The sequence below is a fragment of the Streptomyces sp. NPDC097619 genome (genome assembly GCF_040302735.1).
Lineage (GTDB): Bacteria > Actinomycetota > Actinomycetes > Streptomycetales > Streptomycetaceae > Streptomyces.
Map to the genome: position 1 here is coordinate 1 of NZ_JBEOSD010000019.1, position 23922 is coordinate 23922.

Sequence of the window (23922 nt, forward strand, 5' to 3'; positions counted from 1 at the left end):
ATACGGGTCCGGCCACCACCCTGTCCGATGTGACCTGCGGATACGGCTACCAGCGGTACCAGCGACCGCTACCGGTCTTCGGGCGGGCGACGAAGCCCAGGAGCCACACGATCAATACCGCGATGGCCACCCACCACAGCACCTTCACCGCGAAACCCGCACCGGCGAGAATGAGAACCAGAAGAAGAACGAGAAGCAGGGGAACCATGTTTATCAACCTCCGAAAACGCTGATGCCCCGAGCGATGCCGTTGACACGTTCTTCTTTTCCGGGAGGTCGAGGACCGCGACGTCCAAGGGCGTCGACGGTCGGCGCCCCGCAGGCCCGGAGCAGCGGAGATTCCGCCCGGGCCCCCTCGCCCCACGGATTCCCACCCGGTGCCGGCGGCATGCGCGACCCCGGACGGGGCAGCCGCACCACATGACCCCGGGGCCCCGGCCCACTCACCCACCTCCCTCACCCCACCCACCGCGCCAGGAGGTGCCCATGGCCCACACGGCCTCGCTGCCGGGCGCGCTGCCGGGCGGTCTCCTCGTCCTGCCGAGCGTCTACCGCCCCCAGTACGACACCCACCTGCTCGCCGACGCCCTCGCGCGCGAGGAACTGGGCCCCGGCCGTACGGTCCTGGAGATCGGTACCGGAACCGGTGCCCTGGCCCTCCAGGCCGCCCGCAGGGGTGCCGCCGTCACCGCCGTCGACGTGTCCTGGCCCGCCGTGCTGACGGCCCGCGCCAACGCCCTCGTCCGACGGCTCCCCCTGAGCGTCCTGCACGGCGACTTCGAGACCCGAACCGCGCACCGCCGCTACGACCTCGTCCTGACCAACCCCCCGTACGTCCCCGCCCCCGCCCCCACCGCGCCCGTGCGTGGCGCCCGCAGGGCCTGGGACGCGGGACGCGACGGACGACTGCTCATCGACCGGATCCGCGCGCGCGCCCCGTACCTGTTGCGCCCCGACGGCAGCCTGTTGATGGTGCACTCCGCGATGTGCGACCCCGCCACCACCCTCGACCGCCTCACCGCGGCCGGGCTGTCCGCCGAGATCACCGCGCGGGCCACCGTCCCCTGGGGACCGGTACTGAGGTCGCGACGGGCCTGGCTCCGGCGACAGGGTCTGGCGGCGGAGGCCGAGGACTCCGAGGAACTGGTGGTCGTCCGTGCCCGCCTCTGACCCCGAGCCCGTGCCAGGAGACGCCCGCGCACCCCGGCGGGTGTACGTGGACCCCCAGGGCCCCGTCCTCGTCGAAGGGCCTGTGGAGATGGTCGCCGAGGACGGCGGCACCGTCCGCTCGGACCGCTTCGTCGTGGCCCTGTGCACCTGCCGTCGGACCCGCACCCCGCCATGGTGCGACACCAGCCACCGTCGCCGCCGACGTCCGGACCCCGACACCTCCGCGGACCCCGATACCTCCGCGGACCCCGACACCTCCGGGGATTCGGCCGCCGACCGGAACCCGCCCCGCCGGGACAGGAGCAGCTGACATGCCCGAGACCACCGTGGCCACCGCGCCTCGCGCCCCGGAGGCGTCCGGCGGCCCCCGCCCCCGGCTGGTGGAGGGGCGCGGAGAGATCTCCCGCGCCGTCGTCGCCGCACTGTGCTCGGGCGACACCCCGCACCACCCCCGCGACTCCGAGGCCGCCGCGGACCCGTGGGGCGAAGACCTCCAACTCGCCCTGTACCTCCTCTACGCCCTGCACCACCGAGGCTTCGAGGGCGTGGACGAGGACCGGGAGTGGGATCCGGACCTGCTCCGGCTGCGCCGCGCACTGGAGAGCCGCTTCCTCGACGCCCTGCGCGAGGGGACGGCCGCGGCGCCCCGCACCGTCGACGGAGCCTTCGGGCCCCTCCTGGAGGAGCCCGTCGACCTCTCCGACAGCCTCGGCCACCTGCTCGAAACCGACGGCGAGCTGTGGCAGTTGGGGGAGTACGCGGCCCTGCGCTCCCTGTACCACCTCAAGGAGGCCGACCCTCACCTGTGGGTCGTCCCCCGCCTCACCGGCCGCGCGAAGGCCGCCATGGTCGCGATCGAGTACGACGAGTTCGGCGCGGGGCACGCCGACCGGGTCCACGCCCGCCTGTTCGCCGACCTCATGGCCGACCTCGACCTCGACCCCGCCTTCGATCGGTATCCGGACCACGCGCCCGCCGAACTCCTCGCCACCGTCAACCTGATGTCCCTGTTCGGCCTGCACCGCTCCCGGCGCGGTGCTCTCGTCGGGCACTTCGCCTGCGTGGAGGTCACCTCCTCGCCGGGCTCCCGCCGGCTGGCCCGCGCCATGCGCCGCTGCGGGGCCGGAGCCGCCGCGGAGCACTTCTACGCCGAGCACGTCGAGGCCGACGCCGTCCACGAACAGGTCGTTCGCCACGAGGTGATCGGCGGGCTGCTCGCCGACGAACCGGACCTGGAGCCCGACGTGGCCTTCGGCTGCGCGGCGGCGGTCCTGGTGGAGGACCGACTCGGCCGGCACCTCCGTTCCTCCTGGTCCGAGGGGCGCAGCGCGCTGCGCGTGCCCTTGGGTCCGCGCCCGGGACCCTCGGCCTGACGCACCCTCAAACTCACAGGTCGGCCAGCGCCGGCAACAGCGTCCGCTCGGACCAGTCGAGGAAGGGATCCTGGCGGTCGCCGCCGATCTGGACGAGGGCGATCTCGTCGAAGCCGGCCTCGACGTAGGGGCGGACGGCGTCCACGAACGCCTCGACGTCATCGCCGCAGGGAACGGCGGCGGCCAGGTCCTCGGGCCGGACGTGTGCGGACGCCTGGGCGAATCCCGCCGGGCCCGGCAGTTCCGCGTTGACCTTCCACCCGCCGAGGGACCAACGGAACTGCTCGTGGGCACGGGCGACGGCCGCCTCCCGGTCGGTGTCGTAGCAGACGGGGAGCTGACCCACCCGGGGCTTGCCCGCGCCACCGTGTGCGTCGAAGGCGGACAGCAGCTCCCGCTTCGGCTCGGTGGCGATGAGGAGGTCGCCGTGTGTGCCCGCGAGGGCGCAGGACCTTTCCCCGGACACGGCGACACCGATCGGCGGCGGTTCGGCGGGGAGGTCCCACAGCTTGGCGTTCTCCACCTGGAAGTGGACGCCGTGGTAGCTGACGTAGCCGCCGCCGAACAGCGAACGGATGATCTCCACGGCTTCCTCCAGACGCTCCAGCCGGACCCGTGCCGAGGGCCAACCCCCTCCGATCACGTGCTCGTTGAGGTTCTCGCCGGATCCCAGGCCCAGTCGGAACCGGCCCTCGGACAGCAACTGCACCGTCGCCGCCTTCTGGGCGACCACCGCCGGGTGGTAGCGGAAGCTGGGGCAGGTCACGTAGGTCATCAGGGGGATCCGAGAGGTGGCCTGCGCCGCGGCGCCCAGGACGCTCCACGCGTACGGGGAGTGGCCCTGGGCGTCCAGCCAGGGGAAGGAGTGGTCGGAGACGACGGAGAAGTCGAACCCGGCCCGTTCGGCGGCCGCGACGTGGCCCACCAGTTCACGGGGACCCGCCTGCTCGCTCATCATCGTGTAGCCGATGCGCACCATGCCGTGCGCCTTGCCGTTCGGGGGCGCCCCGAAACGCCCCCTTTCATCTCGTCATTCCGAGCGCGCGTCGTGTCCCCACGGGGGCTCGCGCACCCGAGCTCGCGCGCCCAAAGGGGTGACGCGGGGACTTTTCGCACGGGGACGGGGAAGGCGCCCGGCATGGACCACGAGCAGCAGCCGGCCGGGTGGAAGCCGGGAGAGATCGTCCCGCAGAGCGGCATCTACGCCTGCGACTGCGGTGAGGAACACCAGTGGAGCCGCAGTACCGACGTCAGCGGGCACCGCTTCCCACCCCTGCCCTACGGCTGCCGGGGCCGGACCTGGACCCTGCGCACCCGCTCCCACCCCGGTGAAGGCTGAAGGCCTACGGTGACGGCGCGTCTGCGGACCAGTGACCCCGCCCGGCCCGGATGGCGCCGGGTCCGACACGGCCGTGGATTCCGTTACCTCGACGCCGAGGGCAGACGCCTGCCCGAAGCCGACCGTGAACGGATCCGCGCCCTGGTCATCCCCCCGGCCTGGCAGGACGTGTGGATCTGCCCCTGGCCCAACGGCCACGTCCAGGCCGTCGGCACCGACGCCGCCGGGCGGCGCCAGTACCTCTACCACCCCGAGTTCCGCGCCCGACAGGACGCCGCGAAACACGAGCACGTCCGCCGGGTGGCCCGCTCCCTGCCCCGGCTGCGCGAGGCCGTGGCCCGCGACCTCACCGGCCGCGGCCTGACCCGCCCCCGTGTCCTCGCCTGCCTGACCCGCCTCCTCGACCTCGGTTTCCTGCGCATCGGCGGCGAGAGCTACGCCCGCGACAACGGCAGCTTCGGACTCACCACCCTGCTCAGGGAGCACGTCACCTGCCGGCGCGGCGAGATCCGCCTCCACTACCCCGCCAAATCCGGCAAGGAAGTCGAGCGGTCCTTCGTCGACGCGGAGGCGTACGCCGTCGTCCGGGCCCTCCTGCGGCGCCGCGACGACGGGCCGAGGCTCTTCGCGTACTGGGAACACCGGGCCTGGCACGAGGTGCGGGCCGACGCCCTCAACGCCTACCTCCGCGACCGCTCCGGGCAGGACGTGACCGCCAAGGACTTCCGGACCTGGTACGCCACGGTCCTCGCCGCCGTCGCCCTGGCCGTGTCCACGCGCACCGGCGACACCGACCGGGCCCGGGACAAGGCGGTCGCCCGCGCGGTGCGCGAGGTCAGCGAGTACCTGGGCAACACGCCTGCCGTCTGCCGCTCCTCCTACATCCATCCCCGGGTCATCGAGCGCTACGCCCAGGGCCGGACGATCGCCCGGGCCCTCGGTGAGCTGGGCGAGGACGGTGCCTTCGGTCGCCCGGCCACCCAGGGGCCCGTGGAACGGGCCGTCCTCCACCTCCTCGATTCCGGCCGCTCCTGACGCCTTCACCCGACTCGTCCCGAATCGGGTGCGTGCGGGAGGTGTCGCCGGGCAGGCGCGCCGATGCGGGGGCACCACCCGGGTGCCCGTTCCCCGACGACCGCGCGTGACGGGTCGTCGCGCCGGGATCCGCCACCGACACCCTGCCAGGAGGCCGTGATGTCCCAGGTCAAGGAATCCATCGAGGTCAACGTTCCCGTCCGCACCGCCTACGACCAGTGGACCCAGTTCGAATCGTTCCCCCACTTCATGGACGGCGTGGAACGCGTCGAACAGCGCACCGACACCCTCACCCACTGGGTCACGAAGATCGCCGGTGTGGAACGCGAGTTCGACGCGGAGATCACGGCCCAGATCCCGGACAGCAAGGTGGCCTGGGTGTCCGTCGGAGGCGAGACGGAGCAGTCGGGCCTCGTGACCTTCGTCCCCGTCGACGCGACCCACACCGAGATCACCCTGATGATGGACTTCGACCCCGAGGGCATGGCCGAGAACATCGGCGACAAGCTCGGATTCGTCGACCGGCAGGTCAAGGGCGACCTCAAGCGCTTCAAGCACTTCATCGAGGACCGCGGATCCGCCACCGGCGAATGGCGCGGCCAGGTCTGAGCCCGCCGTGGGCCGCCCGCCGCACCAGCCGGGCACGCGCCGGTGCGGTGGGCGGCCCATGGGCGGAGGGTCCGCACCGGCCCGCACACCGTCCGCTCCCACGCCGCACTCCACGAACGACTCACACCGGCACGGTTCCTCGCATCCCCGCCCGCTTCGCGGGCAGCCGGCCGGGGGAGACGGCCGAACCCGACCACTTCAGCCCCCCACCCGCACACACCCGCACCACCCCCGGAGGCACCCATGGCACGTACCGTCGCCCGCATCATCGCCGACGCGCTCCAGGAACTCGGCGTCGGACACGTCTTCGGCGTCGTCGGCGACGCCCTCAACCCCCTCACCGAAGCCATCCGCACCACCGACGGCGTGCAGTGGGTCGGCTGCCGCCACGAGGAGGCCGCCGCCTTCGCGGCCGGTGCCCGGGCCCAGCTCTCCGGCACCCTCGGCGTCTGCGCCGGCACGGTCGGACCGGGCTCCGTACACCTCCTCAACGGCCTGTACGACGCCGCCAAGAGCCGCGCACCCGTCCTCGCGATCTGCGGCCAGGTGCCCCTCGCCGAGATCGGCAGCGACTACTTCCAGGAAGTCGACAACGACCTGCTCTTCCGGGACGTCGCGATCCACCGCGCCACCGTCACCTCCCCCGAGCAGATGCCGCGCGCCCTGGAGGCGGCGGTCCGGGCCGCCGTCACCCGAGGCGGGGTCGCGGTCCTCACCGTGCCCGGAGACCTCGGCGACCAGGAGGTGACCGGAGACCGGCCCCTGCGGTTCGCCCTGGACCGGGCCGTCACCCGCCCCGACGACCCCGCCCTGACCCGGGCCGCCGACCTGCTCAACGCGGCCTCCCGCGTGACCCTCCTCGTCGGACAGGGCGCCCGCGGCGCCCGTGCCGAGGTCCTGAGCACCGCCGAAGCCCTCGCCGCCCCCATGGTCCTCACCCTCAAGGCGAAGGAGGGCTTCGAGGGCGACAACCCCTACCAGGTCGGCCAGACCGGCCTCATCGGCAACCCGGCCGCGGCCCACGCCTTCGACGAGGCCGACGCCCTCCTGATGCTCGGCACCGACTTCCCCTACCGCGACTGGTACCCGGAAGGCGCCCGGGTCGTCCAGATCGACACCCGGGAGGAACACCTGGGACGGCGCACCCCCGTGGACGTCGGCCTCGCCGGGGACACCGGCGCCACCCTCCGCGCCCTCCTCCCGCTGCTGAAGACGGGCCGCGACCGCGCCCACCTCGACGACACCGTCGAACGGTTCACCACCTGGCGGGAAGGACAGCACCGCCTCGCCGACCCCGCCCAGGAAGAGCGCCCGGTACGGAAGGTGCGGGCGGCGCTCGACAACCGCGGGCACGACATCCGCCCGCAGGCCCTGGCCGCCGCCGTCGACGCCCACGCCGCCGACGACGCCGTCTTCACCTCCGACACCGGCATGGCCACCGTCTGGCTCTCCCGGTTCGTGACCCTGCACGGCGACCGCCGTCTCCTCGGCTCGTACAACCTGGGCTCCATGGCCAACGCCATGCCCCAGGCCCTGGGTGCCCAACTGTGGGCACCCGACCGCCAGATCGTCGCCTTCTGCGGCGACGGCGGCCTGAGCATGCTCCTCGGCGACCTCATGACCATCAAGACCTACCGCCTCCCCGTGAAGCTCGTGGTCTTCGACAACCGCAGCCTCGGCATGGTCAAACTCGAACAGGAACAATCAGGACTCCCGGAGTTCGGCACCGACCTCGACAACCCCGACTTCGCGGCCGTCGCCACCGCCCTGGGCATCACCGGCATCCGACTCACCGACCCCGCCGCCCTGGACGAGACCGTACGCCGCGCCCTGGCCACCCCCGGCCCGGTCCTCCTCGACGTCCTCACCAACCCCGAGGAGGTGGCCGTACCCGCCAAGCCCACCCTGGCCCAGGGCTGGGGCTACGCGGTGGCCAAGGCCAGGGAACTGCTCCCCGGGCAGCAGTAGGCACGCCGGCACGGGCATGAGCGGCGCCATGCGGGAAACCCGCGCGATATGACCCGTACATGGAAGAAGCCAGGGCCCACGCGTGACGACCGGTACGCACACGACCGGTACGCAGGCGACCGCGACGCGCACGACCGCGACGGCCACGACCGGTCCGCGCACGACCCCGACGGCCATCGTGAGCGGGATGACCGCCCCGGCCCCGAGGCGACCGCGGGACCGGATCCGCACGTGGCGGAGCGGGCGCCCGACCGGCCCGCCCAGCTGTCGAAACGGTCCTGGTGGGCGGTCCTGCGGGGCACGGTCGGCGAGTTCAAGGACGACGAACTCGCCGACCGGGCCGCCGCGCTCACCTACTACGGGGTCCTGGCCCTCTTCCCCGCCCTCCTCGTCCTGGTGTCCCTCCTGGGCGTCGCCGGCGAATCCGTGACCCAACGGGTGTTGGACAACCTGCGGAAACTCGCCCCCGGCTCGGCCCGGGACGTACTGAGCGACGCGGTACGACAGCTCCAGGAACACTCCGGCCTCGGCTCCCTCCTGGCGATCGTCGGACTCGTCGTGGCCCTGTGGTCGGCCTCCGGCTACGTCGCCGCGTTCATCCGCAGCGCGAACGCCGTCTACGACCTGCCCGAGGGCCGCCCCCTGTGGAAGGTCCTCCCGCTGCGCCTGGCCCTCACGGTCACGCTGATGCTCCTCGCCTGCGCCGGCGCGATCATCGTGGTCGTCTCCGGCTCCGTGGCCCGGCAGGTCGGTACCGTCCTGGGGATCGGGGACACGGCCCTGACCGTGTGGTCGATCGCGAAGTGGCCGGTGCTGGTCCTTCTGGTCACCGCCATGATCGCGATCCTGTACTGGGCCGCCCCGAACGCGAAGGGCCGCGGCTTCAGGTGGGTGACCCCCGGCAGTTTCCTGGCCCTCGCGATCTGGCTGGCGGCCTCCGCCGGATTCGCCTTCTACGTCGCGAACTTCGCCTCCTACAACAAGACCTACGGCACGCTCGCCGGCGTGGTCGTCTTCCTGGTCTGGCTGTGGATCACGAACCTGGCGATCCTCCTCGGGCTGGAGTTCGACGCCGAGCTGACCCGACAGCGGGCGATCGCCGGGGGCCTGCCCGAGGACGAGGAACCCTACGTCGAGCCCCGAGACACTCGTGCCTGGAGCGAGGGTGACCGCCGCCGCATGGAGTGCTGAGCGGACGCCGCCCACCATCCCGGGGCGCCCACCCGGCGCAGCGCACACGGCCTGGGGAATGAGCGCCCGGGAGGGGGGAAGGCGCCAGGCACCGCCGAGCCGGTCGTGCGCCGGCCCGAAACGGCGCCGGCACCGGCCGGGGGACAGGAAGGACGGAGGTCGGGTCATGAGCGAGTTCGACGTCTGGGGCTACCACCCCACGGCCGGACACCGCCCCGGAGTGGATCTCGTCGGGTTCGAGGTCGAGGCCACGGACGGGTCCATCGGCAAGGTCAGCAAGCACTCGGATGAGGTCGGGGCCTCCCACATCGTCGTGGACACGGGCCCGTGGATCTTCGGCAAGCACGTGCTGCTGCCCGCCGGAACCATCAGGACGGTCGACCTGACCGGGGAGAAGGTCCACGTCGACCGGACGAAGGAGCAGATCAAGGCGGCGCCGGAGTACGACGCCGGCAAGTACGGCGACGACCGCTCCTACCTGGAGGAGTTCGGCCGCTACTACGGCCAACCCCACATGTGACGGAGGCGTGCCCGCCGGCCGGCCACGACGGGCACCACGGGCGCTCCCCTACGAAGTGGAGCGCCCGCCCTCGGATCCGGCTCCCTCGGACCCTTCCCCCGGCCCTGTCCAGCGCCTCCGCCCGCCGTGCCGGCCCGAGGCGGGGGCGGGGCGGTCCAGGCGGCTCGCCTCGTCGGTGTCCGCCGCCGCGGTCCGCTCGTCCCGATCCTCACCGACCCGCCGCTGTGCCTCCTCCGACGCGTGCTCGCCGTGCCGCCCCGGGACGCCTCCGGCGCCACCCTGCTCGTCCATGGCCGTCACCTCAGCTCGTCTCGCGCGCCCGCGCGTGCGGGCGCGACCTTCTTGTGCGGCGGCTTCCCCACCCGGAGTCCACGAAACCGACACGGCCCGGCTGCCCCCCGGTCAGTCGAGGCGGACGGCGACGAGACAGGTGTCGTCCTCGTTGTCCTCGGGGGTGAACGCCGCCACGATGCGGTCCATGGCCTCCTGCGCGCCGAGCCCCGCACAGCCCTCCAGCACCCGGCGGAGGCCGTCGATGCCCTCCACGATGTCCTCACCCCGCCGCTCGACCAGGCCGTCGGTGTACAGCACGAGCAGATCGCCCGGCTCCAAGGCAACGGTGGCCGTCGCGTACTCGTGGCCGGGCAGCACTCCGAAGAGAGGCCCCCTGTGGTCGGCGTCGAGCTTGGCGGCCCCGCCCGCGCGGAGCAGCAGCGGGGCCGGATGGCCGGCGGAGGCCCAGCGGAAGCGACGTTCCCGGTCGATGTGGCCGATGACGCCGGTCGCCGTCTGCGCGGCCGGGTCCCCGCACACCAGCTCGTTCAACCACGTGGTCAGCTGACCGGCGTGGGTGCCGGGGGCGTGGGCGAGGCCCGCGAGCCCGTGCCGCTGCTGGGCCATCCGGGCGACCGCGCTCAGACCGTGTCCGCAGGCGTCACCGATGGCGAGGAGGATCCGGCCGTCCGGCAGTGCCCGGCACTTGTACCAGTCACCGCCGACGGGAGCGTCCTCCGCGGGCAGGTAGACGGCGGCCACGGAGACACCCCGCTGTGCGAGCTCCACCGAATGGGTGGGCAGGATCGCCTCGCGGAGCGCCGTCGCCACGGCCCGTTCCGCCAGCGCCTCATCGCGCAACCGTTCGGACTGGCGGCGAGTCGCCGCCAACCGCTGTCGGCTGCGGACCTGGGCGGTCAGATCCCGGGCGATCAGGCGCAGGGCCCAAGGAAGGCCGTCCCGGGCGATGACGGGATGGGCCACCAGGTGCAACGTACGGACCTCCCCGAGGATGCCGAAACGAATCTCCTCCCCGGGTGGCTCCTCGCCGTCGAGCAGTACCGCCAGCAGCTTCCCGAACCGCGGGACGTCGTCGAGAAGGACCGCGTCACAGAGCTCCACGAGGGACAGAGGGCGCCCCTGCTCGGTGCGGAAGATCGCGTGCAGACCCTCCGACCAGGTGGTCTCCCCGGAAAGCAGGTCCCAGGTGCCCCAGCCCATCGAGGCGATGTACTGGGCGTCGAGGGACAGCGTCTCGGTCCGGTTCCGGGCCGGTCTCCAGGTCGCCAGGACCTGGCCCCGGCAGGCGGCGGCCTCGTAGAGCAGTCGGGCACGGTGGAGACCGTCGCTGCGCTGCTCGGTGTAGTCGACGGCGTAGGCGGTCAGGGCCCGACCGGATTCCAATACCCCGGCCAGCGCATCGATCAGGCCGCCCGCGGCGGCGCCCGGCTGCACGTCGAGGAGCCGTCGGCCGACCAGCCGGTCGGGGGCGTCGAGCCATTCGGCGGACCGGACCCGGTTGCCCGCCCGGACGGTGAAGTCGACGGCCCGGCCGGCCCCGTCGCGTACCGGGACCAGGAGGGCGGCCGACACGGGGATCGCGGGCAGGGTCGCGCACAGGCAGGCCCACGGGTCGTTCCCCGATCCCTCGGCGTCGCACGTCGGGCACCCGACGGCCGAACCGGCGTCCCGGTCGCGGGAACACTCCGTCACCGGTGCGTCGACCCGGTCCCCAGCGCCCGTGCCCGTTCCGACCCCCGCCTCCACCGAAGGGGAACCGGAGTCCGACCGGTCGTCCAGGCGCACCCCGGCGTTCCGGCGGGCGGCGTTCCGCAGTGCGGCCACCTCCCGGGTGACCAGACGTTTGAGCGTTTCGGGATCCCGCGGAAACACAGGCGTCATCGTTCCTCGCCATCGCTCTCGGTGCGGCGCCCCGCACCTGCCCCCTCAGCGAACCCGCACACACGCCACCCCGCCACCGGTGCCCCGCGCGGGGGCACGCGGCCGGCGCCCTGATTCCGGGGTCCACCGGCCCCGCGCGGCGCGGGCCACGGCACCCGTGGTCCTGCCACCGTGAGCGGTGGGCGCCGTTCGTCCGTGGCCGGCCGGCACGCCCCCGATGGCTCCCCGCCGGCGACGGTCACCCCGTCGCCACGTCCCACCACTCCGGAGGAGGACCCCGATGGGCAGCAGCCTCATGGTCGACTTCATCATCTCGCTCGACGGATACGCGGCCGCCGACGACTGGCCGGGTCTGTGGGGCATGGGAGGGCCCGAGTACCTCTCCTGGCTCGACAGCGACGGCGAGAAGGAGCACATCAGCCTGATGGGCGCGACCACGTACCGCCTGATGTCCTCCTTCGCCGCGCGGACGCCCGACGACCCCGGCTTCGCCGTGCTGGGCGCCATGCCCAAGAAGGTCTTCTCGACCACCCTCAAAACGCCCCTGACCTGGCAGAACAGCGAACTCATCCCAGGTGACCCCGTCGAAGCGGTCCGTGACCTGAAGGAGAGCGGGGCCCGACCGCTGCGCACCCTCGGCAGCCTCACCCTGGCCCGTTCCCTGCTCACGGCGGGCCTCGTCGACCGTTTCCGAGTCGTGGTCTTCCCGGTGATCACGGGCGCCTCGGGCAGGGAGCGGATCTTCGACGGCTACCCGGACGTCCGACTCGACCTGGTCGGCAGCCGCACCTTCGACGGTCGGCTCCAGCTGCTGGAGTACGCGCCCACCGTCCTGGACGGCCCGCCCGGCGCCGACCCGTACGTTCCGGACGCGACGACGACCTGATCGTCGGGCATGGGGCCGCGCGGCGAACTCAGAAGAGTCCGCCGGGTGCCCCGGGCGTGCGGCCGCGCGGGCCGGGGGCCGCGGGGTCGCTGTGGGCGTCCGGGTAGGTGTAGGCGGAGCGGATGTGTCCGTCGACGGCGTGCACGATGACCTGGGCGGGCCGGTGTTCCTTCGCGTGGCGGCGGGCGGCGTCGATCGCCTCCTGCTGGGTGCGGTGCGGCTCGTGCAGCAGGCGTCGCCCTTCCCTGCCTTCGACCTGCCACTTCACGCCCGCGGCCGCCGCCCCGGGGCCGGAGGGCGAGACGTGGTAGACGGTCTGTCTCGCGGCCATGGTTCGTCTCCTTGCCGACCGACCGGAGGTACCCGCGGGTGTGCCTCGGCCCCGAAGGCCCGGTTCCGGCGCCGGTGCGGGTGCCCTCCCCGGGGGAGGGCCCCGCGGCGGGCCGTTCAGTGGACAGCGCCTGCCCGCACCCGAAGCCCCGCAATCCTCGGGTTCCGTGCAGAACCGGTCTCCGCCGGCGAACCCGTACCGTCCCCGCGGCGGGGTTCAGCGGCCCGGGGGCACGCGTCGACGATTCATCGGCAGTGTCGGCGACGCCGGGTGGATGTGACGGGCGAGCCAGAAGGCCAAGAGGGTGGCGACGCCGGTCCAGACGACCAGGACGATCGTGGCGGTTTGCCAGACGGGCATGGGCCCTCCTCCAGTGATGGGTGCCGACAACGAGCGCGTGTACCCGTCGATTCGGGGCGCATGCCCGTGGAGGTAGATGGCGCATGCCCGTGGAGGTAGATATAGACCAGGTTGTGACGCCGTGCCTACGGCCTTCACGATCTCCACGCAAGGGAACCGGCCAGTGCGGCCGCACGCCTCGATCGCACCGTCCTACCCCGCCGATTCCCCCACCGGGTCCGCGACCCGCTGCGGCCCCGCACCCTCCTGCCGCACCTCGTCCCGCCCGACCAGGAACGGAGACAGCAGACCGGGCACCGCTTCGTCGGCGAACCGCAGCCCCTCGGGCAGCAGCACGTCCTTCACGTGGTAGGCGCCGCGTCCGCCCGCCGTCGTCGCCGTGACCCGACACAGCCCCGACCTCCGGTGCCAGGCCCACTGCCCGATCCGCCAGCCGATCACCCCGTCACGGCGCGGCGCGATCGTCCGGCGCTTGAGCGAACCGTGCCTCGTCACCTCAGCTCGATGCGCTCCGGCGTCAACCGGTAGAACGTCTTCCGCCAGCGCAGCGCCTCGTGGCCGACCACCCCCAGCACGGGAACGGGCACCGAAACGTGCAACCACCACGGGGCGCCGCGCCACCACATCACCGCGGCCGCCGCCAGGACCGCCAGCAGGCACCAGCCGCCGACCGCGGCGATGACCCGGGGATCGAGCCGCCGCCAGGGAACGTCGCGGTCCGCCGGTCCGGCCTCCGCGCGCTCCACCTCGGTCGGGCCCGCGGCCGCCCGCGCCTCGGTGGTGTCGGCGGGCGACCGGCCCGCGCCGTCCCCTTCGGCCCTCCCGCCGATCCTCCCGCCGGCCCTCCCGTCGCGTCCCCCCGGTGTGGCCGGGGTGATCCTGGTCAGCTTCTCGGAGCGCATCGTCTCCCAGGAGATCATGATCCACACGCACGACGGGGACCTGGACAAGTTGCTCCAGTGCCGCCTCGCCGGTGCCGGCCTCTCCGCGGCCCGGCGCGTCCACCGGGCACCGTCCACGCGCACGTCGGGTCGCCCACGCGCACGGACGGCCCGTTTGTCCCGGTCCTCGCTTCCGCGGGACGGTCCGCGCGTCCCGTTTCGGGCGCGTCACCCGAGCATGACGGCCGGTCTCCTCCGCCCCCGTACCCCGACAACTCGTCGTCCGCGCACGGCGATTACCGGACCTCGTGTCGATTGTGGCCTGCGTCACGCGGGTCCAGAGTGGGCCCGCTCCACGTCGGGTACACCGCACGAACGGAAGAGGACGGAAAATGCCGTCGAGTCCATCCAGTTCACCCCGTCCCACCGGCGCCGGGGTCCAGCGCCTCAAGGCGAATTCCGTCGGCCTGGTCGGAGTCGTCTTCATGGCGGTCGCCACCGCCGCCCCCATCACCGCCATGACCGGCAACCTCCCCATCGCCGTCGGCTTCGGCAACGGCACCGGTGCCCCCGCCGGCTACCTCTTCGCCACCGTCGTCCTGACCGTCTTCGCGGTCGGTTACGTGGCCATGGCCAAGCGGATCACGGCCGCGGGAGCCTTCTACGGCTACATCTCGCACGGTCTCGGCCGGATCGTCGGCATGGCCTCCGGCATGCTCGCCGTCCTCGCGTACATCGTCTTCGAGGCCTCGATCGTCGGCGTCTTCGCCTACTTCGCCCGCACCACCGTCCACGACCAGCTCGGCGTGGACCTCCCCTGGATCCTGTACGCGGCGGTCATGCTCGCCGTCACCGCGGTCCTCGCCCACTTCGACATCAACCTCACGGCCAAGGCGCTGGGCGTCATGCTCGTCGCCGAGGTCGCCGTGCTGTTCGCGGTGGCCCTCGCCGTCCTCCTCGCGGGTGGCGGGCCGGACGGGATCCCGCTGGAACCCGTCAACCCCGCGAACGCCTTCACCGGCGCCTCCGCGGGCCTGGGACTCTTCTTCGCCTTCTGGTCCTGGGTCGGCTTCGAGTCCACCGCGATGTACGGGGAGGAGTCCCGCGACCCCAAGCGGGTCATCCCCAAGGCCACCCTGATCTCCGTGGTCGGCGTGGGCCTGTTCTACATCTTCGTCTCGTGGATGGCCATCGCCGGCAACGGGCTGGACAGGTCCGTGGAGCTGTCCGCCTCCGCCAACCCCCTCGACCTCTTCTTCGCGCCCACCGGGACGTTCATCGGAGCCTGGGCCGTCGACGCCTTCCAGTGGCTGCTCCTCACCGGCTCCTTCGCCTGCGGCATGGCCTTCCACCAGTGCGCCGCCCGCTACCTCTACGCCATCGGCCGCGAGGGCTTCCTGCACCCCGGGCTCGGCCGCACCCACGCCAGGCACGGATCCCCGTACGTGGCCTCGATCGCGCAGACCGCCATCGCCGTCGCCCTGGTGGCAGGGTTCCGGCTCACCGGCCAGGATCCTTACATCCACCTGTACACCCTGCTCGCGATCCTCGGCACGATGGCGATCCTCATCGTCCAGACCCTGTGCTCCTTCGCCGTCATCGGCTACTTCCGGAAGAACCATCCCGAGGACCGGCACTGGTTCCGCACCTTCACCGCCCCGCTCCTCGGCGGAATCGGCATGACCGCGGTCGTGGTCCTGCTCGTCGTCAACATGGAGACCGCCGCGGGCCTCGCCGCCGACTCCCTCTTCTTCCGACTGATCCCGTGGACCGTCGGCCTCGTCTTCCTCGGTGGGCTCGGTCTCGGCCTGTGGCTCAAGGCCAAGGACCCGGCGCGCTACGCGCTCATCGGCCGGATCGTCCTGGAGGACTCGACCGAGCGCACCGACCCCCTCGACCCGGACCGCACCACGACCACCGCGGACCCCGACACCACCGGCACGGACAGCACCGAAGGCACTGCCCCCTCAGCCGTCACCGCCCCCTAGGGAGCCACCGCCATGGCCCGTACCCCCCTCATGCACGCCCTCCGCACCCTCGCCGCGGAGCATGCCGCCGCCCGCCGCCTGCGCCTCCCCGCCGCAGAGGTCCGCGGCATGGACCGCCGCGCCCTCCTGCGGCGTGCCGCCGCCCTCGGGCTCGGCACGGCGGTCGCCGGAACCGCGGCGGCCGCACCGGCGGCGGCCCTCGACTCCGTCCCCAAGCCGCCGCCCACCGGCAGCCCGCGGATCGCGGTCGTCGGCGCCGGCATCGCCGGCCTGACCGCGGCGCTGACCCTCAAGGACGCCGGGTACGCCTGCACCCTCTACGAGGCCGACCCCACTCGCGTCGGCGGCCGCATGTGGACCCAGCGCGCCCATTGGGCCAACGGCCAGACCTCCGAGATCGGCGGCGAGCTGATCGACACCAGTCACAAGAAGATGCTGGAGCTGTGCCGCCGCTTCGACCTGCCGACCGAGGACTTCCTCGGCGGCGGACCCAACGGGGCCGAGGAGGTCCTATGGTTCGGAGGCGCGTACTACCCCCGCCACCAGGCCGACGAGGACTTCAAGGCGGTGTACCAGTCCCTGCGCCGCGACCTCCAGGAAGCGGGCGAGGTCTCCTGGAACTCCACCACCCCCGCCGGGACCGCACTCGACCGGATGTCGCTGTACGAGTGGATCGAGACCCGCGTCCCCGGCGGACACTCCTCAGGGCTCGGCCGCTTCATCGACGTCGCCTACACCGTGGAGTACGGGGCCGACACCCAGCTCCAGTCCGCCTTGGCCCTGGTCCTGCTGATGGGCTACCAGCCGAACCCCGGCAATTTCAACGTCTGGGGCCTGTCGAACGAGCGCTACCACATCGTCGGCGGCAACGACCTGCTGCCGCGGGCCATGGCCAGGGCCCTGCCCGCGGGCACCCTCGTGGCGGGCCGCGCGCTGACCGCCGTGCGTGCCGACGCCGACGGCACCCAGACCCTGACCTTCGACGACTCCGGCGCCACCCGCACCACCGTCGTCGATCACACCATCCTGTGCGTACCGCTCCCCGTGCTCCAGCGCCTCGACCTCTCCGCCGCCGGCTTCGACCCGCGGATGAAGAACCTGCTGCGCGACGCTCGGATGGGCCACTGCACCAAACTCAACATGCAGTTCACCGCCCGACCCTGGCGCGGCAGCGGACCCTGGCCCGGCGTCTCCGCCGGCGACTGCTTCACCGACTCCGAGGTGCAGCAGACCTGGGACACCACCAAGCTCCAGCCCGGCACCGGCGGCATCCTGCTCCAGTACGCCGGTGGCAGCCTCGCCGCGGGCCTCTCCCCGGCCACCCCCTTCGCCACCGAAGCCGACCCCTACGTGCGCGACCTGTCCGCGCGCGTGCTCACCGGCATCGACGCCTTCTTCCCCGGCACCAAGGCGGTCTGGAACGGTCGCGCCCAGCTGTCCGCCTGGCATCGCAACCCGCACGCGCTCGGCGCGTACTCGTACTGGCCCGTGGGCTACCTCCACCGGTACGCGAAGTACGAGGGCACCGCCCAGGGCCGCGTCCGGATCGCCGGGGAACACTGCAGCTACGACTTCCAGGGCTTCATGGAAGGCGGGGCCACCGAGGGCGAACGGGCCGCCCGGGAGGTGATCGCCGCCGTCTCCTGAGTCCGCGGCCGGGGGTGGTGCCTCGGTACTGATGGGGCGTTACGGTCGGGGCATATGCCCGGCGCCCCGTCGGGTCGTCGCCCGAGGGTGGGAGCAGGGTTCATGGAGATGCCGAGCGTCACGATCGCTACCGACGCCACGGGCGAGGACGTGGTGGTGTGCGTGGGGGAGTTCGACGTGGACGGCCTCGCGGCGTTGTCCCGGGCCTGCGCGGAGCAGGCGAGACCCGGCCGGGGCCTGACCTTGGACGTGGTCGGGCTGGGCTTCGCGGACTCGTCGTTCCTGAACGAGCTGGTGAAGTGGCGTCGTCGGGGCCCGGTGGTGTTGGTGGGCCCGCTGCCGGGGCAGCTGCGGCGGCTGCTGGAACTGACCGACACCTTGGCCCTGTTCGACGTCCGCACGCCGGCCTGACCCGGTGCAGCGCCGGCCCCCGGGGTGAATGTGGCTCCCGCCCGCTCGCCGCGGGCCGGCCGTTCAGTCCGCTTCGGCGTCGTCGGTGCCCGTCCCGTCGGTGAGGGCGATGGTGGCGATGATGGTCTTGCCCGTGGCGGTGGGTTGGATGCGCGTACGGGCGAGACGGTTGATGAGGAACCAGCCGAACCCGCCGGGTTCGGCCGGAGCCCACGGCTGATCCTGTGGGAAGTGCGGGGAGGCGTCGGAGACCGCTATCAGCAGGGCTCCGCGCTCGGGGGTGAGGGCGAAACCCGTGACCCCACCGGCATGCCGGTCCGCGTTGGACACCAATTCGGTGACCACCGTGTCGACATCCGCGACCCGCTCCGGCACCACGTCCAGACTCCGAAGCAGCCGACGCGTCAGATCGCGGGCCTGTCCGCAACCGATGCCGGCCCCTACCAGGAAGGTGCCCTCCGATGATGTACTGCCGTCCATACTCGTCCCCTGCCCGGGCCCGACCGTGGCAACGGCCTGAATTCCGCCGCCGAGATCCGGCCTTCCCCGCCCGCTGCGCGGCAGCTTAACCGCGCTCTGCGACACGACCGGGGGTGCCCACACCGGCAGTGCGGTGATCCTTTCGAGGCCCTCACCTCACCTGCCCCGTTCGGCCTTCTTCGAACACGGCGGAGCGCCCCGTTTTCCCGGACGCTTCCGTCGGTCGCCCGTGGGCAGGAGCACCAGCGGTGCCCTCGCTGACCGGGTGCACCACGACGAAAGGAATGACGACGTTGAACAAGGAAGAGTGGCCGGAGCTGGTGAGCCGATCCTCCGAGGACGCGGTCGAGCAGATCGGGCGGGACCGCCCGGGCGTCGACATCGTCGTGGTCCGCGACGGTGACATGGTGACGGCGGACTTCCGCCAGGACCGTGTGCGGGTCTTCGTGTCCCCGGACCGCAAGGTGACCCGCCCTCCCCGCGTGGGCTGACCGTGCCCGAGTGCCCCCTCACCCCTCGGTCGGGTCGGACGGGATGGGAGGGGCGGCCGTCGGCGCGAAGAGCCTCCCGACGGTTTCGGCGGCGAGGTCGCGGAGCCAGGCGTGGGCGAGGTCGTTGTCGTGGCGCTGGTGCCACAGCAGGTACAGGGGAACCTCGGGCAGGGGGAGCGGGGGCGGCAGGGCGACCAGACCCAGCCGGTCCCGCTCGGCGCGGGTGACGGCGTCGGGGACCGTCACGACCAGGTCGGTGTCGAGGACGAGCCGCAGGGCGAAGGCCGCCGTGGGGCCCGCGGCGACGACGCGCCGTGCGAGGCCGTGGGTGGTCAGGGCGTCGTCGAGCGGATCGCGCAGGCTTCCGCGCCGCGAGACGGTGACGTGCTCGGCGGCCGCGTAGCGTTCCGGGCCCAGCGTGCCCGCGGCGAGCGGGTGGCCCGGTCGGACGGCGACGACCAGCCGATCGCTGCCCACCAGACGGTGGCGGACGTCGGAGAACACCGAAGGGCCTGTGCCCGATTCCAGATCCACCTCACCCCGGCGGAGCTCGGCGTCGTCCGCACCGGGCTCGGCCGCCAGCCGCAGGCGGACCCCGGGAGCCCGCTGGTGGACGGCCGTGGTCAAGGCGGTCCCGCAGGCCGCGGTGAGCGCGTCGTGCCAGCGCACCGTGAACACCCGGTCCAGCGCCGCCAAGTCGAGCTCCTGCTGAGCGGACAGGACGCGGTGGGCCTGCTGCACGAGGGTGTGGACCTGGGCGCGCATGGCCAGCGCGCGGGGAGTGGGGACCATGCTCCGGCCGGTGCGGACCAGGATCTCATCGCCCGTGACCTTGCGGATGCGCCCCAGGGAGCGGCTCATCGCCGGCGCCGTCACGTGCAGCCGGGCCGCCGCGCCGGCGACGCTGCCCTCCTCCAGCAGGGCGTCCAAGGCGGTGAGCAGGTTCAGATCCAATTGCATCCGAGTAACTCTACAAGTGAAAAGCATGCACTTGTCGTCAATGGTCGGGCCGCCTAGTTTCGAAGTGCGCGGGGACGACGCAGCCGCCCCGCTTCCCCCGATCCCGAGGAGCCCACCATGAGCACAGCCATGCCCTTCGCCGCCGGCACCACGCTCCTGTCCGACGTCACCGCTGCGGTGCGGGCCGCCGGCGCGGTCCTGCGCGACCGCCACACCCCGCACGCCCGCGGCGTGAGCACGGACGGGATCGTCGGCGAGATCCACGCCAACGACGACGCGGTACTGGAGGTGCTGCGGGAACCGTTGCTCCGTTCCCGGCCGGGGTCGCGGTGGGCCGAGGACGAACTGGCCGGCGGTGCCCTCCCGCCCGGGGAGTGGTGGGTCGTCGACCCGGCCGAGGGCAACATCAACCACGTCCACGGCATGGACGACTGGGCCGTCACCGCCACCCTGGTCCGCGACAACCGGCCGGTGCTCACCGTCGTCCACCTGCCGCTGACCGGCGCCACCTACACCGCCGTGGCCGGCGGCGGAGCCCACCTCGACGGCCGGCCCCTGAAGGCGTCCGCCAAGACCGACCTCGCCGCCGCGCTCACCGGCACCGGTCAGGCGAGGCCCGGCGAGGACGAGCGGACCTTCCGACGGATCGGTGACTCCGTCACCGCCATGCTCGTCAATGGCCTGGTCGTGCGCGTGTCCGTGCCCGCCACGCTGCAACTCGTCCACGTCGCCGCCGGATGCACGGACGCGTTCTGGCAGTTCTCCGACGTCCGCTCCGGGCTGGTCGCCGGCGCCCTCCTGGTCTCCGAGGCCGGAGGCACCGTCACCGATCTGACGGGCGCGCCCTGGAACGCGGGCAGCCGCGACTTCCTGGCCGCGGCCCCCGGCCTCCACGCCGCCGCCCTCGAGGTCCTCGCGCCGATCGCCTGACCGGACGTCACCGCCCGCCCTCCCCGCACCTCCCGTCACCCCAGCAAGGAGCACCCGCACATGACGAACATCGGCATCCTGGGCGCCGGCCGCGTCGGCCTCGCCCTCGCCCGCAAGCTCTCCGAAGCCGGACACCACGTCACCCTCGGCCGCAGGGACCCGAAGGACGACACCCTGACCGCCACGGAGGACACGGGCCCCCGCCTCGCCTTCGCCGACCAGCGCACCACCGCCCGCACCGCGGACGTCGTGATCAACGCGACGCCCGGCGACAGCGCGCTGGACCGCCTGACCGGCCTGCGCACCGAACTCGCGGGCAAGATCCTCATCGACGTCTCCAACGCCACCCGCGAGGCCGCGGACGGCCTCCCCGGCGAGCTGTGCCACCCCGGTGGCAGCCTCGCCGAACTGCTCCAGGCCGCCCTTCCCGAGACCGCGGTGGTCAAGACCCTCAACACCATGCTCTTCACGGTCATGACCGCTCCCGAGACCCTGGGCACCCCACCCACCGCCTACCTGTCGGGCGACGACGAGCGGGCGAAGAAGGCCGTCGCAGGTCTGCTCGGTGACCTGGGCTGGCAACCCGCGTGGATCGAGGACCTGGGAGACATCACCACGGCCCGCGCCACCGAGGCCATGATCCTGGTCGTGCCCCACGTCCTGCGCCGACACGGCTTCGCACCCTTCGCCGTCTCCCTCGCCCGCTGAACCCCGGCCGGAGGCCCTGTCGTCGTGGAGCCGCCGGTCTCCTCGTGCGAAAGGCCCCTGCCGTCCCGGAGCGCGAAGGCTTCGGGACGGCAGGGGCCGGACGGGTGGCGCGTGTCGGGCGCGGGATCGGTGGACCGGGCGTCAGGGGGCCATCAGCGAGATCTCGAACGGCCGGGCCTGTGGCGCCGATTCGGTGCCGTCGGCGGCCACGGCGGTGATCACGTAGTAGTAGGAGGCCCGGGCCAGACCGAGATCCGTGTACGTCGGTTCCGTGACGCCGGACGCGATGCGGCGCTCGGGGGTGAACACGTCCGCGGCCGACGTGGACCGGTACACGTTGTACGAGGCGGTGACGCCCTGGTCGCAGGCGCCCACCTCCCAGTCGATCCGGACTGAGTCCGCGCCCCTGCCGCCGCCGGTGATCCTCGGGGTCGGGGGCGTGTTCAGGACCGGGCAGGGCACGGTGGCCTCGGCCATCGGGGAGTAGCCGGACCACTGGGCCTTCGTACTGACGGCGCGGACCACGTAGTACCACGTCCGGCCCGCGGGCACGTTCTCGTTCGTGAACGTCGTCCCGGTGACGAGCGGGGACACTGAGTAGGCCCCCGAGGGGTCCGCGACGCTCGTGCGGTACACGTAGTAGCCGGACACGTCGCTCGACGTGCTCGCCGCCCACTCCAGGGTGACGTTGCCGTTCTCGACGGTCGCCGTCAGCGAGGCGGGTGCCGCCGGCTGCGGGTGGACCGGCAGGCGCTTGCCGTAGACGGTGCCGTAGCCGGGCTCGGGCAGCGGGGAGACGTTGCCGGCCGCGTCGACGGCGCGCACGGTGTAGCCGAACCGCACGTCGGCCGGGACGGCGGCGTCGAGGTGGGCGACGCCCCGCACCACGGCGATCTGCTCCCACCCGCCGAACATCGCCTTGCGCATGACGAGGTAGTGGTCGGTGTCATCGGTGTTGGCGGTCCAGGCGAGGTGCACGCCGTCGGTGCCGTCCCACGCGTCCAGGCCGTACGGCATACGCGGCGGGGTGGTGTCGCGGGTCCGGGTGGCCGTGGCCGTCGCCGACGGGCCCGACTCCGTGCCGAGCGCCGTGACCGTCGTGACCCGGTAGTGGCGCACCTCGCCGACGGGCGCGGTGAAGTCGTCGTGGAAGGTCCCGGCGACCGGCGTCTCCGTCAGCCGGGTCCAGGGGCCACCGGCAGCGGCGGCGGAGTACACGTGGAACCGGTGGGACGCGCCCCCCTCGTACTTCCAGCCCACGGTGTTGCGGTCCAGGCGCCCGGACGCGGAGACGTTCGTGGGCGGCAGGGGCTTCACATCGGCCACGAGCTGCACGGGAGCCGAGTACGGCGAGGCGTTGGAGGCACTGTCCAGGGCCCGCACGCGGTAGTGATAGATCGTGCCCGCGACGGCGCTCGGGTCGGTGAGGGCGGTGCTCCCGGTGCGCGGGCCGACGTTCGTGAACGGCCCCTGGGCCGCGAGGGCCCGCTGCACCTCGTAGGAGCTCGCCCCGCTCACCGCGGACCAGGACAGGTGGGCGCCGAACGCGTCGTACGCGGCCGCGAGTCCGGTCGGAGCGCCGGGGGCCGTCTTGTCGGCGCTCACGACGCTCGCCGTGGCGGAGCGCGGGGACAGGTTGCCGGCGCGGTCGACGGCGCGCAGGGAGTACTCGTACGTGGCGCCGGTCGCCGGGGGCGCGTCGGTGAAGGCGGTGCCGGTGAGCGGGGCGGTGGTGAGCCGGCTCCAGGCACCGGTGCCGCCGGTGCGCCGCTCGACGTGGTGGCCGGCCAGGTCCATCTCCTGGTTCCGGGACCACGTGAGGCTCGCCTTGGCGGTGGTCGCCGCGTAGGTGGCCTTCAGGCCGGTCGGGGCCAGGGGAGCGGTCTTGTCGACCCGGGCGTCGGTGACGGGCTTGTAGCCGAAGGAGACGTTCGCGGTGCCCTTGAAGGCGGCGAAGTCCACGCGCAGGGTGTGCACTCCGCGCGGGACGGTCAGGCGGACGGTCTGCTTCTGCGTGGAGCTGACGTCCCGCCACAGGTTGATCTTGCGCTTGCCGTCGAGGTAGACCCGGGCGCCGTCCTGGACGGCGACGCTCAGGTCGAAGGGCCCGCCGGAGCCGAAGTCCCGGGTCGTGCTCCAGCGGACGCCGAAGTCGTCCTTCGGCAGGGTCACACCGGCGGGGTCCTTCAGGCCGTAGTCCTCGGCGATGGCGGTATCGCAGACGGTGGCCGCGGGAGTGCCGGCGTAGGTGGTGTTGGCGTAGTACTGGGCCTTCCACACACCCGCCTTGCAGGTCACGGCCGCCTGCGCGGAGGCGGGGAAGGCGAATCCGGTCAGGGCGGTGGCCAGGGAGAACACGGCCACACCGGCCGTGCGGCGTCTCGTGCCGAGGGATATGCGCATCTGCTGACGGTCACACTTTCGCTCGATAAGCGGACATGCGGCGCGGACGCCGCGTCGATCATGACA

The 23922-nt window shown here is 72.8% G+C and carries 25 protein-coding genes and 1 pseudogene; 16 read left to right on the forward strand and 10 right to left on the reverse strand.

Going from position 1 to position 23922, the window contains the following annotated elements; all coding sequences use genetic code 11:
- Positions 1-46 precede the first annotated feature (46 nt).
- Positions 47-208 (reverse strand): hydrophobic protein, encoded by a 162-nt coding sequence (locus tag ABTZ17_RS07925; protein ID WP_352194655.1) that lies wholly within the window; start codon positions 206-208, stop codon positions 47-49.
- Between the two features lie 278 nt (positions 209-486).
- Here ABTZ17_RS07925 and ABTZ17_RS07930 point away from each other — a divergent pair, with 278 nt between their 5' ends.
- The 3 genes from ABTZ17_RS07930 to ABTZ17_RS07940 are packed head-to-tail and all read left to right on the forward strand — an operon-like array spanning position 487 to position 2543.
- Positions 487-1170 (forward strand): HemK2/MTQ2 family protein methyltransferase, encoded by a 684-nt coding sequence (locus ABTZ17_RS07930; RefSeq protein ID WP_352194656.1) that lies wholly within the window; start codon positions 487-489, stop codon positions 1168-1170.
- Positions 1171-1180: 10 nt separating this feature from the next.
- Positions 1181-1480 (forward strand): CDGSH iron-sulfur domain-containing protein, encoded by a 300-nt coding sequence (locus tag ABTZ17_RS07935; protein ID WP_352194657.1) that lies wholly within the window; start codon positions 1181-1183, stop codon positions 1478-1480.
- Between the two features lies 1 nt (position 1481).
- Entirely contained in the window at positions 1482-2543 is a 1062-nt protein-coding gene (locus tag ABTZ17_RS07940; RefSeq protein ID WP_352194658.1) for an iron-containing redox enzyme family protein, read from the forward strand.
- A gap of 13 nt (positions 2544-2556) precedes the next feature.
- On the opposite strand, the gene ABTZ17_RS07945 is transcribed toward ABTZ17_RS07940, so the two are convergent.
- On the reverse strand, positions 2557-3522 hold the full coding sequence (locus ABTZ17_RS07945) for an LLM class F420-dependent oxidoreductase (RefSeq protein WP_352194659.1): 966 nt from the start codon (positions 3520-3522) through the stop codon (positions 2557-2559).
- A gap of 159 nt (positions 3523-3681) precedes the next feature.
- On the opposite strand from ABTZ17_RS07945, the gene ABTZ17_RS07950 reads away from it, so the two are divergent.
- The 6 genes from ABTZ17_RS07950 (at position 3682) to ABTZ17_RS07975 (ending at position 9205) form a co-directional block, all read left to right on the forward strand.
- Positions 3682-3882: a hypothetical protein gene (locus ABTZ17_RS07950; RefSeq protein WP_352194660.1), complete on the forward strand. Its 201-nt coding sequence runs from the start codon at positions 3682-3684 to the stop codon at positions 3880-3882.
- Between the two features lie 9 nt (positions 3883-3891).
- Entirely contained in the window at positions 3892-4917 is a 1026-nt protein-coding gene (locus ABTZ17_RS07955; RefSeq protein WP_352194661.1) for a DNA topoisomerase IB, read from the forward strand.
- Positions 4918-5076: 159 nt separating this feature from the next.
- A complete protein-coding gene (locus ABTZ17_RS07960) occupies positions 5077-5526 on the forward strand; it encodes an SRPBCC family protein (protein ID WP_352194662.1) in 450 nt (149 codons plus the stop codon).
- A 243-nt stretch (positions 5527-5769) separates the two neighbouring features.
- Complete coding sequence (locus tag ABTZ17_RS07965) at positions 5770-7494, forward strand: thiamine pyrophosphate-dependent enzyme (RefSeq protein ID WP_352194663.1); 1725 nt, start codon at positions 5770-5772, stop codon at positions 7492-7494.
- A gap of 48 nt (positions 7495-7542) precedes the next feature.
- Positions 7543-8685 carry a YihY/virulence factor BrkB family protein gene (locus ABTZ17_RS07970; RefSeq protein WP_352194664.1) on the forward strand — a complete coding sequence of 381 codons (1143 nt, stop codon included), beginning with the start codon at positions 7543-7545 and terminating at the stop codon, positions 8683-8685.
- 166 nt (positions 8686-8851) lie between these two features.
- The gene (locus ABTZ17_RS07975) at positions 8852-9205 is read left to right on the forward strand and encodes a PRC-barrel domain-containing protein (protein WP_352194665.1); all 354 of its coding nucleotides are present in this window, start codon (positions 8852-8854) and stop codon (positions 9203-9205) included.
- A gap of 402 nt (positions 9206-9607) precedes the next feature.
- Here the strand turns inward: ABTZ17_RS07975 and ABTZ17_RS07980 are convergent, their stop codons facing one another.
- Entirely contained in the window at positions 9608-11380 is a 1773-nt protein-coding gene (locus ABTZ17_RS07980) for a PP2C family protein-serine/threonine phosphatase (RefSeq protein WP_352194666.1), read from the reverse strand.
- Positions 11381-11660: 280 nt separating this feature from the next.
- Between ABTZ17_RS07980 and ABTZ17_RS07985 the strand changes: the two genes are divergently transcribed.
- Complete coding sequence (locus ABTZ17_RS07985; protein ID WP_352194667.1) at positions 11661-12266, forward strand: dihydrofolate reductase family protein; 606 nt, start codon at positions 11661-11663, stop codon at positions 12264-12266.
- Between the two features lie 28 nt (positions 12267-12294).
- On the opposite strand, the gene ABTZ17_RS07990 is transcribed toward ABTZ17_RS07985, so the two are convergent.
- From ABTZ17_RS07990 to ABTZ17_RS08005, 4 genes are all read right to left on the reverse strand, one after another.
- The gene (locus ABTZ17_RS07990; protein WP_352194668.1) at positions 12295-12597 is read right to left on the reverse strand and encodes a DUF2188 domain-containing protein; all 303 of its coding nucleotides are present in this window, start codon (positions 12595-12597) and stop codon (positions 12295-12297) included.
- A 216-nt stretch (positions 12598-12813) separates the two neighbouring features.
- On the reverse strand, positions 12814-12957 hold the full coding sequence (locus tag ABTZ17_RS07995) for a hypothetical protein (protein ID WP_352194669.1): 144 nt from the start codon (positions 12955-12957) through the stop codon (positions 12814-12816).
- Between the two features lie 192 nt (positions 12958-13149).
- On the reverse strand, positions 13150-13452 hold the full coding sequence (locus ABTZ17_RS08000; protein WP_352194670.1) for a PH domain-containing protein: 303 nt from the start codon (positions 13450-13452) through the stop codon (positions 13150-13152).
- Positions 13449-13886, reverse strand: a complete 438-nt coding sequence (locus ABTZ17_RS08005; RefSeq protein WP_352194671.1) for a hypothetical protein — start codon at positions 13884-13886, stop codon at positions 13449-13451. Before ABTZ17_RS08005 ends, ABTZ17_RS08000 begins: the two co-directional genes overlap by 4 nt.
- 344 nt (positions 13887-14230) lie before the next feature.
- On the opposite strand from ABTZ17_RS08005, the gene ABTZ17_RS08010 reads away from it, so the two are divergent.
- The 3 genes from ABTZ17_RS08010 (at position 14231) to ABTZ17_RS08020 (ending at position 17884) form a co-directional block, all read left to right on the forward strand.
- Entirely contained in the window at positions 14231-15826 is a 1596-nt protein-coding gene (locus ABTZ17_RS08010; RefSeq protein WP_352194672.1) for an APC family permease, read from the forward strand.
- Positions 15827-15838: 12 nt separating this feature from the next.
- Entirely contained in the window at positions 15839-17473 is a 1635-nt protein-coding gene (locus ABTZ17_RS08015) for a flavin monoamine oxidase family protein (RefSeq protein ID WP_352194673.1), read from the forward strand.
- Between the two features lie 102 nt (positions 17474-17575).
- Complete coding sequence (locus ABTZ17_RS08020; RefSeq protein ID WP_352194674.1) at positions 17576-17884, forward strand: STAS domain-containing protein; 309 nt, start codon at positions 17576-17578, stop codon at positions 17882-17884.
- A 63-nt stretch (positions 17885-17947) separates the two neighbouring features.
- On the opposite strand, the gene ABTZ17_RS08025 is transcribed toward ABTZ17_RS08020, so the two are convergent.
- Positions 17948-18364 (reverse strand): ATP-binding protein, encoded by a 417-nt coding sequence (locus ABTZ17_RS08025; RefSeq protein WP_352194675.1) that lies wholly within the window; start codon positions 18362-18364, stop codon positions 17948-17950.
- Between the two features lie 293 nt (positions 18365-18657).
- Between ABTZ17_RS08025 and ABTZ17_RS08030 the strand changes: the two genes are divergently transcribed.
- Positions 18658-18855, forward strand: coding sequence for a serine protease inhibitor (locus ABTZ17_RS08030; protein ID WP_352194676.1), 198 nt, complete (start codon positions 18658-18660; stop codon positions 18853-18855).
- Positions 18856-18873: 18 nt separating this feature from the next.
- On the opposite strand, the gene ABTZ17_RS08035 is transcribed toward ABTZ17_RS08030, so the two are convergent.
- Positions 18874-19815 carry a LysR family transcriptional regulator gene (locus ABTZ17_RS08035; RefSeq protein ID WP_352194677.1) on the reverse strand — a complete coding sequence of 314 codons (942 nt, stop codon included), beginning with the start codon at positions 19813-19815 and terminating at the stop codon, positions 18874-18876.
- 117 nt (positions 19816-19932) lie between these two features.
- Between ABTZ17_RS08035 and ABTZ17_RS08040 the strand changes: the two genes are divergently transcribed.
- Both ABTZ17_RS08040 and ABTZ17_RS08045 read left to right on the forward strand, forming a co-directional pair.
- Positions 19933-20745 carry an inositol monophosphatase family protein gene (locus ABTZ17_RS08040; protein WP_352194678.1) on the forward strand — a complete coding sequence of 271 codons (813 nt, stop codon included), beginning with the start codon at positions 19933-19935 and terminating at the stop codon, positions 20743-20745.
- Positions 20746-20802: 57 nt separating this feature from the next.
- Positions 20803-21453: pseudogene (locus ABTZ17_RS08045) on the forward strand (NADPH-dependent F420 reductase); the annotation flags it as partial.
- A 141-nt stretch (positions 21454-21594) separates the two neighbouring features.
- Here ABTZ17_RS08045 and ABTZ17_RS08050 read toward each other — a convergent pair.
- Positions 21595-23856 carry a fibronectin type III domain-containing protein gene (locus tag ABTZ17_RS08050; RefSeq protein WP_352194680.1) on the reverse strand — a complete coding sequence of 754 codons (2262 nt, stop codon included), beginning with the start codon at positions 23854-23856 and terminating at the stop codon, positions 21595-21597.
- Between the last annotated feature and the right edge of the window lie 66 nt (positions 23857-23922).